The following is an 11,465-nucleotide window of genomic DNA, read 5'->3' on the forward strand; positions in this document are numbered from 1 at the left end:
GATGACCACGCTCGTGCGCCATCCCGTGCATCGTGCACTCACGCGGCCGCAGATGTTCGCGGGAGTGACATATAACTATTTCATCATCAACGGGATGGTGACGACCGAGGCCTTTCTGATCACCGGCAGCTGGCTGGCACTGCTGGTCTTCGCTGTCATGCACGGGATCGGATATTTCGCCTGCCTGCGCGAGCCGCGCATCTTCGACCTGTGGATCACCAAGGTATCGAAATGCCCGCGGGTGAAGAATTACCAGCGCTGGGGGTGCAATTCCTATGCCGCATAAGACCAAATGGATGGGCGCTGCCGCCTGGAGCGCGAAGGAAGCGCGGGCCGGCGACCGGCTGCCCTATCTCCGGCTGATCGACGAAAGCACGCTGCTGCTGCGCGACGGTTCTGTCATGACCGCGATCCAGGTTCCCGGGCTGCTGTTCGAAACCGAGGACAGCGAAGCGCTCAACGCGCATGCGGCCACGCGCGAAGTGGTTCTGCGCTCGACACTCGATGCGCGGTTCGTGCTGTACCACCACGTTATCCGCCGCCGCGTATCGGTCGATCTCGAAGCCGAATTTCCCGATCCGATCAGCCGGCATATCGATGCATGCCGGCGCGACCGGCTGGGTTCGGGCCAGCTGTTCGTCAACGACCAGTTCATCACGCTGATCCGTCGTCCCGCGCGGGGCAAAGCGGGCCTGGTCGAACGGGTCGGCAGGAAATTCCGCCGGCAGGACGGCGACCGGCTCGAACCCGATCCCAAGGACCTGCGCTCGCTGCGCGCGGCTTCGCAGGGTCTCGTCGCAGCGCTGAGCGCATATGGGGCGACCCCGCTGGGCGAATACACGGGCCCGCAGGGCAGCACCAATTCGGAAATGCTCGAACTGCTGAGCGCGCTTTACAATGGCGAAATGCGCCCGGTGCGCAAGCCAGCCGACGATGTCGATATCGGCCATATGCTGCCCTATCGCCGCGTGAGTTTCGGGCTCGATGCAATCGAAACGCGCGGCTCGGGTGCACCCGAATTCGCGGCAATGCTCGGGATGAAGGACTATCCCGAAGCGACTTCTCCGGGCCTGCTCGACAGCCTGCTGCGGCTGCCGTTCGAAATGGTGGTCAGCGAAAGCTATGCCCCGACCGAGCGACAGACCGCGCGCGAGCGGATGGATCTGGCAATCCGCCGGCTCAAATCGGCGGACGAGGAAGCCGCTGCCGAACGCGCGGACATGCTGGCGGCGCGCGATGCGCTGGGCAATGGCGCGGTCGGCTTTGGCGACCATCACCTGACCGTCATGGTCCGCGAGCGGCAACTCGGCCAGCTCGATGACGCCATGGCCGCCTGCGCTGCCGCGCTGGCGGATACCGGCGCGATCGCAGTACGCGAGGATACCAATCTCGAACCCGCCTTCTGGGGACAGTTCCCGGGCAACGAGGCCTATCTCGTAAGGCGCGCGCTGATCTCGAGCGCGAACATGGCGAGTTTCGGGAGCTTGCACGGCTTCGCGCTGGGGCAAGCCCAGGGCAATCACTGGGGCGAGGCGGTGACGTTGCTCGAAACCACCAGCGCGACACCGTTCTTCTTCAATTTCCACCATGGCGACCTGGGCAATTTCTCGGTCATCGGACCCTCGGGTTCGGGCAAGACGGTGGTAATGAACTTCCTCGCCGCACAGGCGCAGAAATTCAGCCCGCGCACGATCCTGTTCGACAAGGATCGCGGCGCGGAACTGTTCGTGCGCGGCATTGGCGGACGCTACGACAGCATCCGCTCGGGCGAACCGACGGGGTTCAATCCGCTGGCGCTGCCCGACACGCCCGGCAACCGGGCCTTCCTGCGTGACTGGCTGGGCGTGCTGCTCAAGGCCGAAGGCCCCGAAGAAGAGCAAACCATCGCGGCGGCGGTCGATGCCGCCTATGCCAACGATGCTTCGCTGCGCCGCCTGCGGCATTTCAGGGAACTGCTATCGGGCACGCGGCGTCCGCAACCGGGCGATCTAGCCGACCGGCTCGGCGCATGGATCGGCGCGGGTGAGGGGCCAGGGGGCGAACATGCCTGGCTGTTCGACAATTCCGAGGACCGGCTCGATCTTGGCGCGCGCGTCCTCGGTTTCGACATGACCGCGCTGCTGGAAAACCCGCGGCTGCGCACGCCGACCATGATGTATCTCTTCCACCGGATCGAGGAACGGCTCGACGGCAAGCCGACCATGATCCTGATCGACGAGGGCTGGAAGGCGCTCGACGACGAAGTCTTCGCTGCGCGCATTCGGGACTGGCTCAAGACCTTGCGCAAACGCAACGCGCTGGTCGGTTTCGCTACGCAATCCGCGCGCGATGCGCTTGAAAGCCGCATTTCGACGGCGCTGGTCGAACAGACCGCCACCATGGTGTTCATGCCCAACAGCCGCGCGCGGCCCGAAGACTATTGCGATGGTTTCGGACTTACCGCGCACGAACTCGCCTTGATCCGCACGCTGCCTGCGCACAGCCGCTGCTTCCTCGTGCGACAGCCCGATGCCAGCGTGGTGGTGCGGCTCGACCTGTCGGGCGCGCCCGAAGTGCTGACGCTGCTGTCGGGACGGGAAAGCTCTGTCCGCCGGCTCGACCTGTTGCGCGAAGCGCTGGGCGACGCGCCGAGCGAGTGGTTCCCTGCCTTGACCGGAACCCGGTGGCCGGGCGGCGCTAATGATGAAGGGGAGGCCGGGGTCAAGGCCCTGCGCCTCGCGGCCGAGTGAGCGTGAACTGCCAGCAAGCCGCCGATCAGGTCGGCAATGGCGTCGCCGCGGCGCTGCGCGGGGTCGACTGCATTGCGGGTGAAGCCAGCGCGGCGGCCTTCGGCCGGCTGTTCGCTCCCGGGGGATCGCTCGGCACGGTGCTCACGCTCGTCCTGACGCTGTTCATCGTGCTGTTTGCGTTCGCGCTGCTGACCGGACGCACCAATATCGGCGTGCGCAGCCTCGTCCCGCGCATGATGACGCTGGGGCTGGTGCTGACCTTCGCCACCAGCTGGCTCGCATATCAGAGCGTGGTGTGGAACCTCGCGGTTGCCACTCCCGATTACCTTGCCGGGGTTCTCAGCGGGACACGGGGCTCTGCCACCGATCTCTTCGCGCAGAAGATCGATGTCGTGTTCCTCGCGGTGCAGGAAGCCAGCGCGGGCGCGCAGGATATCTCGACCTTTTCGCCTGCCGGGATGATGTGGTTCGGCGCGCTGCTGTTCATGCTCGGAACCGTGGGGCTGCTGGTAACCACCAAGATCGCCCTGGGCGTGCTGGTGGCGCTGGGTCCGCTGTTCGTGGTCATGGCGCTGTTCAACGGCACGCGGGGCCTGTTCACCGGGTGGGTCAAGGGCCTGACGCTGTGCGCGCTTGCACCGCTGTTCGCGGTGCTGGGCGGCAGCGTGATGCTCGAACTCGCCGTGCCGATCCTCGGTGCGCTGACCGCCAGCCCCGGGCAGGTCGATCCGCAGGCCGGAATGGCCTTCTTCATGATCGGCGCGGTGCACGTCGCGCTGATGGCGCTCGTGCTCAAGGTAGCGGGCGCGATGGTGGCTGGCTGGAGCGTGTTCGGCCTCGCGAGCGAGCGCGAGGAACAGTCCGCGCCTGCCGCGGCGCCGCAGCAGGCCGCGCCTGTCGCTGCTCTCGCGCAGGCGCAGGCCGCCAGCCAGGCGAGTTCGCAGGCCCGCCGGATCGATGTTGCCACGATCCCTGCCGCCTATGCCGCGAATGACAGTGGCGGCTCTGGCGGAAGTGGCGGTTCGCGCACGGTGAAGGTCTATGCGACCTCTTCCGGCCCTGCCCCATCATCCCCCACCAGTTCCGCCCGTGCGCGCGGTTCCGGTATCGGAAGCCGGTTCAAGTCCGCCGCGCCGAAGGCCCTTGATCGATCCATGGAGAAAACCGCATGATCCGCGCGCTTATTCCCGCGCTCGCCCTCGCGCTGATGGCCAGCCCAGCCGCCGCGCAGGATGCTCGCCTTGTAGAAGTGCTGTACGACGAAGCCAAGGTGGTGCGTATCGGTGGCCGCATCGCGGTCCAGGCGAGCATCATGTTTGGCGATGACGAGGTGATCGAGAATGTCGCCATCGGCGACAGCGCAACCTGGCAAGTGACGCCCAACAAGCGCGCGAACATCCTGTTCGTCAAACCGCTCGAGCCGCGTGCCGCGACCAATCTGACGGTCGTCACCAGCAAGCGGACCTATCTGTTCGATCTCGTCGCCAGCCCGTCGGCCAAGCCGCTCTATCTGATGCGCTTCGCCTATCCGGACGAGCCGGAGGAAGAGCTGGTGGAGGTGGCCGAAGCGCCCAACGCGGTGGAGCGGCAGGCCGCGGGCGATCCCTATGCCGTGGTCGATCCGGCGGATCTCAATTTCGCGTGGAATGCATCCGGCGATCCCGAACTGCTGCCCGAGAACACCTATGACGACGGGACTGCCACTTTCCTGACTTGGCCCGGCGGCAGAGAGGTCCCCGCGATCCTGGTGACCAATAGCGAAGGCGTCGAGGGGCCGGTCAATTTCACGGTGCGGGGCGATACGATCGTGGTCGACGGTGTGCCGCGCAGCATCGTTCTGCGTTCGGGCGAAGACAGCGCCGAACTGGTCAACACCGGCCCCCAGCGGCCCGCGAACAGCGCGGGTGCCAGCCCCGCTTTCGCCGCGAGAAGGAAGTAACCCATGCGTCTTGCCATGCGCCTGCCCGAAAAGAAGCCCGGCGATAGCGGGGTTGCCAACGATATCGATCCGCGCGAGGGCAGCGATGCCGAGGTCATCGACCTTGCCCAGCGCAACGCCTTTCCCGTGGTCGCACGTCCGGCGGGCAAGTCCGATGCGCTTGGCCTGGTGGCGGGGATCGCGATCGTCGCGGGGCTCGGGCTTGTGACCATGTGGAGCATGAATTCCGCGCGCATCGCGCCGAGCGAGGGGATAGGCGGCGGCCAGCAGGCGCCGGTCGAAGCCGCATCCGCGGTGCCGCCGCAAGCGGCCCCGGCGCCGATCGCGCCGCAGGTTGCCGCCGCGCCCATCGCCCGCCCCGATCCCGCGCCGCAGCCCGTGCTGTCGGCGCAGCCGCAGCCGGGACTTGCCGTCAATCCCTATGCCAGCCCCACCGTGGTGTTCGATGCTGGCAACGCCCCCGCTACTTTGGCACTGGGAGAGGCAAGCGGGGCCGGCGAAGCGGCCGGAAACGGAGCTTCCGGCAACGGCGCCAGCGATTTCGCCAGCCGGATCGGCGGCGTGGGCGGGGCGCCGGCGCAGGCTAAGGCGATGGGCAATCCCACCACCACGGTGACGCAGGGCACGCTGATTCCGGCGATCCTCGAAACGGCGATCGACACCAATGTCCCGGGCTATGTCCGCGCCGTGGTAAGCCAGGACGTGCGCAGTTTCGACGGGACCAAGGTTCTCGTCCCGCGTTCGAGCCGTTTGATCGGTCAGTACCAGTCGGGCCTGCAGAACGGCCAGAAGCGCGCCTATGTCATCTGGACCCGGCTGATCCGTCCCGACGGGGCTTCTGTCAACCTGGCTTCGCCTGCGATCGGTTTCGACGGGACCACGGGTCTTGCGGGCAAGGTTTCGGGTGACGGTTTCTTCAGGCGGTTCGGTTCGGCCCTGCTGCTGTCGGTCGTCGGCGGCGTCGGCTCGCTCGCCACCGGCGGCGCGGCAGGCGTGCTGATCGGCGGGGCCAGTTCCTCGGCCGCGGCCACTGCAGCCCAGCAGGACGGCCAGCGCGGGCCGACCGTGCGGGTGCGACAGGGCGAACCGATCCGCATCTTTACCGCGCGCGATCTCGATTTCTCTTCGGTCAGCTGATCCGGAAGCCCTGCCGTGAGCGCCGACATCCACCCTTTCCAACCCGACGGACAGCCTGAAGCGGATGCCCCGCCGGTCGATCTGCACGGCGAACGCAGCGTCTATCTCGACGCCTATCTCGCGCCATTCCGCGAGTGGCTCGAATGCGACACGGTGACCGAGATCCTGGTCAACAGGCCGGGCGAGGTCTGGGTCGAGGATGCGGCGCGGGGCGGCATGCACAAGGTGGTGCGGCCCGATATCGACGACCGGCTGATCCAGCGCCTGGCCGAACAGGTTGCGCGGGTCAGCGACCAGGGGATCAACCGCGAGCACCCGCTGCTCGGCGCGACGCTGCCCGGCGGCGCGCGCGTCCAGTTCTGTGGTCCGCCCGCGGCGCGCAAGCACTGGGCCATGGCGGTCCGCCGCCATCGCCGGCTCGACCTGCCGCTCGATGCCTATGACACCGGTCCGCTGAGGCCGCAGGGGCGGGACGCCATGCCCGATACGCAGGCGCAGCCGATCGCTTTTCTGCGTGAGGCGATCCGCCAGCGGCGCACCATCCTCGTCTCGGGTGGGACAAGCACCGGCAAGACGACGTTCCTCAACGCCATGCTCGGCGAAATCCCGCGTCACGAACGCGTCGTGCTGGTCGAGGATACGCCCGAGCTCAGGTTGCCCGGCGAAAACGGCGTCGGGCTGGTCGCGGTCAAGGGCGAACTGGGCGAAGCCAAGGTCACCGCCAACGAATTGCTGCAGGCCGCGCTGCGCCTGCGCCCCGACCGGATCGTGCTGGGCGAACTGCGCGGCGCCGAAAGCGTCAGCTTCCTGCGCGCGATCAACACCGGCCATCCGGGCAGCTTCTCCACCGTCCACGCCAACTCGCTGCGGGGCGCGCTCGAGCAATTGTCCCTGATGGTCATGCAGACGGGAATCGGGCTGACGCGGAGCGATACCATTGCCTATGCGGCCAGCGTGATCGACGTGTTCGTGCAGCTTGGACGCGATGAATCGGGCAGGCGCGGCATTATCGAACTGGCCGAAAGCCATACTCTCGTCTGACAGCGGTATTTTTGTACACACCCTGCGCGGCGTCGGGTGCCGTAGCGTCAATGAACGCTCGCCTAGCGTCCCTAAAACAACACTCGCCAAAATTCGCCGTCCTTTTGCGCAACAATCATGCGCCAACGCTTGCGTGCATACGAATGTGTGTTAGCAATACGCCATAAGCCGCAAAGACGGCACATGGAGAGGAGAGGGTTAATGAGGGTAAGGGCTTCCCTGCTCGCGGGTATCTGCGCGAGCGCTATTTCGTTCCCGGCATTTGCGCAGGACGCTGCCGAGGATGGCTTCGATGATCCGCGGTTCGATAACAACGTCATCATCGTTACCGCGCAGCGTCAGAACCAGTCGCTGCAGGAAGTGCCGATTGCAGTCAGCGCGTTCGACAGCGAGGCGCTCGAGGCGCAGCAGATCGAAAACGCCAGCGATCTCCAGCTTACGCTGCCCAATGTCTCTTTCACCAAGTCGAACTTCACCAGCGCGAGTTTTACGATCCGCGGGATCGGCGACCTTTGCGTGGGCGTGACTTGCGATAGCGCGACTGCGATCCATACCAACGGTTCACCGCTGTTCGGCACGCGCCTCTTCGAAACCGAATATTTCGATCTCGAGCGCGTCGAAGTCCTGCGCGGACCGCAGGGCACGCTGTTCGGTCGCAACGCGACTTCGGGCGTGGTCAATGTGGTGACCGCCAAGCCCGAACTGGGTACTTTCGGGGCCGCTGCCGAATTCGAATACGGCAATTACAACAGCATCAAGGCCAAGGGCATGGTGAATGTGCCGCTCGGCGACACGCTGGCCTTCCGCGCGGCCGGGTTCTATCTCAATCGCGACGGGTTCACCGACAACCTCTACGACGACTCCGATATCGACGGGCGCGACATGTACGCGGTGCGCGGATCGTTGCGCTTCGAGCCCACCGCCGACACCACGCTCGACCTCATGGCGTTCTACTTCCGCGAGAACGACGACCGGTTGCGGATCCAAAAGCAGGCCTGCCAGCGCGATCCCACCGGCGTGCTGGGCTGCCTTAACAACCGCCGCGACTTCGACAGCACCAATGCCAATTCGACGCTGGGTACGGTCCTGTCTTCGGTAGAACTGTTCCGCATCCAAGGCATCCCCGAGGCGCTGGCCCTAGGCAGCGTCTACGGACCCGACGGATACGCCAATTTCGACGAGCCCAACGACGTGCGCACGGTCAACACCGCGTTCACGCCCGAATACTTCGCCGACGAACTGCAGTTGCAGGCCCATCTCGATCAGCGGATCGGGCCCATGAACCTGTCGCTTACGGGGATATATCAGGAAACCTCGGTCGATTCCCGCCAGGACTACAACCTCGGTATCCTCGATCGCAGCGGTTATGCCGGCGCCCTGAACACGCTGGCTTTCTTCGCGGCGAACGGCATTCCCACGGGCGTACCGGCCCAGCCCTTCGTTCCGGGGTCGAACGCCTATTTCGCGCCGATCGCGAACGCGCTGATCCCGAACGGGCCCAACGGCGTGCTGTGCACATCGGATAACGATGCGGGCAATCTGGGGGCATTCGAGGGCAATTCGATCTGCGCCGATGTTCCGCTGGCCTTCGACCGGTCGAGCCAGGAGCAGACCTCGTGGTCGGGCGAGGCGATCCTTTCCAGCGATTTCGACGGACCGTTCAACTTCCTGCTGGGCGGCATCTACGCCGAATCCGAAGTCGGCGAGAACAGCTATTACGTCAACAACTTCGGGCTGGACTACGCCAGCGCGATCCTCGGGACATTCTCGGCATTCGGGGCAGGGGCACCGCCATCCTACCTCGCGACGTCGATGTACCGGAACAACACGACCGACTTCAAACTGGAAAGCTTCGGCATCTTCGGCGAAGTCTATGTCGACATCACCGACCGGCTCCAGTTCACGGGCGGCATCCGCTACAATGACGACAGCAAGAGCGTTGCCGCGCGGACGACCTACGCCAGCTTCCTCAATCCCTTCGGTAATGGCGAACCGTTCACGTCGCCATTCGTCGGAAGCTTCGATGCGGATGCCGGGACGCCGGGGAACCAGTTGTTGCAGCAACGCGAAGTCAGTTTCGACGCGATTACCGGGCGCGCGGTCCTCGACTTCGCGATCTCGCCCGACAACAACCTCTATTTCTCCTATTCACGCGGCTACAAGTCGGGCGGGATCAACCCGCCGCTGTCACCGGTCTTCGCGGTTTCCGAAAGCTTCGATTCGGAGAAGATAGACGCTTTCGAAATCGGTTCGAAGAACAGTTTCCTGAACGGTGCGGCTCAGGTGAACCTCACGGGGTTCTACTACAAGTACAAGGGCTTGCAGCTTAGCCGCATCGTTGCTCGGACCTCGGTCAACGACACGATCGATGCCAATATCTGGGGCGTCGAGCTCGAGACCATCCTGCGGCCCAGCTACAACTGGATGGTCAACATGAACGTCAGCTACCTCAATGCGAAGGTGGCAGGCGACCAGTTCTTCAGCAATCCGCGCGATCCGGGCGGCGGCGATCCCGACGCCGTGATCATCAAGGACCTTTCGAACGGCTCGCTGTGCGCGGTGACCGGCGCGGGGGCCAACGCTTTCGTCGGGGCGGTGAACGCCGGACTGGGACTGCAGGGCCCGGCCGCCTTCCCCGCCGACGGGGGGATTGCCTCGACCGGCGCGTTCAGCATCTGCAGCGTGCTCGACGCGCAGACTGCCAACCCGGCTTTCGCAGCGCTGGGTCCGATCGACGTGCTGAGCCCGGGCGTGGAGGTGAACCTGAGGGGCAATCGCCTGCCTCAGGCGCCCGAATACAAGGCTTCGGTGGGCGTGCAGTACACTGCCGATTTCGACAATGGCATGTCGCTCGTTCCGCGGTTCGATCTGGCCTATACGGGCGAACAATACGGCAATGTGTTCAACGGCAACGTCAACCGGATCGAACCGTTCGTCCAGGCGAACGCCTCGATCACGCTGAACGGGAACGACAACCGCTGGTTCGTACGCGGTTTCGTGCAGAACATCTTTGACAGCGACTCGGTAACGGGCCTTTATGTCACCGATGCTTCGTCGGGCAATTTCACCAACATCTTCACGCTTGATCCGCGGCGCTACGGCATCGCGATCGGGGCGAAGTTCTAAGCTACCCGCAAGAGCGGGGGAGAGGGAAGGGGCGGCCTGCGGGTCGCCCCTTTTTTCGTGAAGGTCCCGGCCTCCCGCCGTGTTCAGCGCTTGCTGGATGCAAAAGGCGAGAAGTCGGTATCGGTGTCGAACAGCTCGACCCCTTCGGCGCGTTTGAGCGCGCCGACCGCGGCATAGGTGACCGGGGTCAGCAGCGCCTCCCACAGCGTCTTGATCGCCCATTGCGACAGCACGACCTGCCACAGCAGCTCGACCGGCCATCCGACCAGGCCCCAGAAGGCCAGCGGGTAGAAGATCAGGCTGTCGAGACCTTGGCCGATCACCGTCGACCCGATCGTGCGCATCCACAGATGGCGCCCCTGCGTCCACACCTTCATCTTGGCGAGGACATAGCTGTTGGCGAATTCGCCAGCCCAGAAGGCGACCATCGACGCCAGCACGATGCGCCAGCTGTTGCCGAACACGAACTCGTAGGCTTCCTGTCCGGGCCAGCCCTCCGCCGGCGGCAACTGCACCACGACCCACGCCATGAAAGCCATGAAGAGCAATGCGGCAAAGCCCGTCCAGATGACCCGCCGTGCACGGGCATAGCCGTATACTTCGGTCAGGATGTCACCGATGATGTAGCTGACCGGGAAGAACAGCACCCCGGCGCCGAACGACCATTCGCCGATGACCGGCAGTATGACGTAGCTCGGTTTCGATGCGCCGATTAGGTTCGACAGCAACAGGATGGTGACGAAGGCCGCCATCACCAGATCGTAATAGCGAAAATGCGGTGCGGGCGTATTCGTCGGAGCGTTTTCCATCGCAAACACGGTTAGTGCCGATTGGCCAGCCGCGAAAGGCACGTTATGGCAGCCCCGGAGCGCGCCCGTAGTTCAACTGGATAGAGCACGAGCCTTCTAAGCTTGGAGTTGCAGGTTCGAGTCCTGCCGGGCGCGCCAATTTCCCGAGAGGGAGACCTTGCGCCGTTCTTGCAGGATGGCGCTTGCCGCCGGATCGCAATCGATCTCCCGTCTATCCACTTACCGGGTCCCCCGCGCTTCAGGACAATGGGGTTTCGCAACCTGCCAGGCATGGCCGCAGCATTTCGAGCAGCTGGCGGGTTTCCTGCTGGTCTGCGGATTGCAGGAGGCGGCGTTCATCGACCCGGCACCGTTCGCCGAGGTCGGCTTCGCCGAAATAGGCGGCCACCCCGGTGACCTGGTGGAGAAGCTCGGCAATTTCCTGCTTCTGCTCAGCATCGATAGAATGGCTGGCAAGAGCGGCATCGACCGCGTCCAGGCTGGCTTGTCGGCGCTGTTCGAACAGGGCGCGCAGTTCGGGATCCGTTTCCTCTTCGATCGGGTCGTCCACGGGCGGCCTACCTTTCATCGCCGGTTTCCTCCGTCATGCGCCTCCCGAGCGCTATTGTCCCACCCGCGCGCTTGCCGGGTCGCGCACCGCAAAGTCTGCCTGCAAGTCTGCGGCTTGGCAACGGCCGATCACCC

Annotated in this window: 9 protein-coding genes and 1 tRNA gene; 8 read left to right on the forward strand and 2 right to left on the reverse strand. The window is 64.9% G+C overall.

What is annotated here, in order from left to right; translation table 11 throughout:
• Position 1: 1 nt before the first annotated feature.
• The 7 genes from WKH79_RS00425 to WKH79_RS00455 all read left to right on the forward strand — a co-directional run bounded on the left by WKH79_RS00425 (position 2) and on the right by WKH79_RS00455 (position 9,972).
• Positions 2 to 286, forward strand: a complete 285-nt coding sequence (locus WKH79_RS00425) for a VirB3 family type IV secretion system protein (RefSeq protein ID WP_050600125.1) — start codon at positions 2 to 4, stop codon at positions 284 to 286.
• Complete coding sequence (locus WKH79_RS00430) at positions 276 to 2,729, forward strand: VirB4 family type IV secretion/conjugal transfer ATPase (RefSeq protein ID WP_341859276.1); 2,454 nt, start codon at positions 276 to 278, stop codon at positions 2,727 to 2,729. Before WKH79_RS00425 ends, WKH79_RS00430 begins: the two co-directional genes overlap by 11 nt.
• A gap of 2 nt (positions 2,730 to 2,731) precedes the next feature.
• Complete coding sequence (locus tag WKH79_RS00435; protein WP_341859277.1) at positions 2,732 to 3,901, forward strand: type IV secretion system protein; 1,170 nt, start codon at positions 2,732 to 2,734, stop codon at positions 3,899 to 3,901.
• A complete protein-coding gene (locus WKH79_RS00440) occupies positions 3,898 to 4,668 on the forward strand; it encodes a TrbG/VirB9 family P-type conjugative transfer protein (RefSeq protein WP_341859278.1) in 771 nt (256 codons plus the stop codon). Before WKH79_RS00435 ends, WKH79_RS00440 begins: the two co-directional genes overlap by 4 nt.
• Positions 4,669 to 4,671: 3 nt before the next feature.
• Positions 4,672 to 5,805 (forward strand): TrbI/VirB10 family protein, encoded by a 1,134-nt coding sequence (locus WKH79_RS00445; RefSeq protein ID WP_341859279.1) that lies wholly within the window; start codon positions 4,672 to 4,674, stop codon positions 5,803 to 5,805.
• Positions 5,806 to 5,886: 81 nt separating this feature from the next.
• Positions 5,887 to 6,846, forward strand: a complete 960-nt coding sequence (gene virB11, locus WKH79_RS00450; RefSeq protein ID WP_341860075.1) for a P-type DNA transfer ATPase VirB11 — start codon at positions 5,887 to 5,889, stop codon at positions 6,844 to 6,846.
• 201 nt (positions 6,847 to 7,047) lie between these two features.
• A complete protein-coding gene (locus WKH79_RS00455) occupies positions 7,048 to 9,972 on the forward strand; it encodes a TonB-dependent receptor (RefSeq protein WP_341859280.1) in 2,925 nt (974 codons plus the stop codon).
• Between the two features lie 83 nt (positions 9,973 to 10,055).
• Here the strand turns inward: WKH79_RS00455 and WKH79_RS00460 are convergent, their stop codons facing one another.
• Complete coding sequence (locus WKH79_RS00460) at positions 10,056 to 10,781, reverse strand: queuosine precursor transporter (RefSeq protein ID WP_341859281.1); 726 nt, start codon at positions 10,779 to 10,781, stop codon at positions 10,056 to 10,058.
• 61 nt (positions 10,782 to 10,842) lie between these two features.
• Between WKH79_RS00460 and WKH79_RS00465 the strand changes: the two genes are divergently transcribed.
• Positions 10,843 to 10,919, forward strand: a tRNA-Arg gene (locus tag WKH79_RS00465).
• Between the two features lie 100 nt (positions 10,920 to 11,019).
• Here WKH79_RS00465 and WKH79_RS00470 read toward each other — a convergent pair.
• Positions 11,020 to 11,349 carry an Hpt domain-containing protein gene (locus WKH79_RS00470; RefSeq protein WP_341859282.1) on the reverse strand — a complete coding sequence of 110 codons (330 nt, stop codon included), beginning with the start codon at positions 11,347 to 11,349 and terminating at the stop codon, positions 11,020 to 11,022.
• Between the last annotated feature and the right edge of the window lie 116 nt (positions 11,350 to 11,465).

The sequence above is a fragment of the Qipengyuania sp. GPGPB31 genome (genome assembly GCF_038396345.1).
In the GTDB taxonomy this organism is placed as follows: domain Bacteria; phylum Pseudomonadota; class Alphaproteobacteria; order Sphingomonadales; family Sphingomonadaceae; genus Qipengyuania; species Qipengyuania citrea.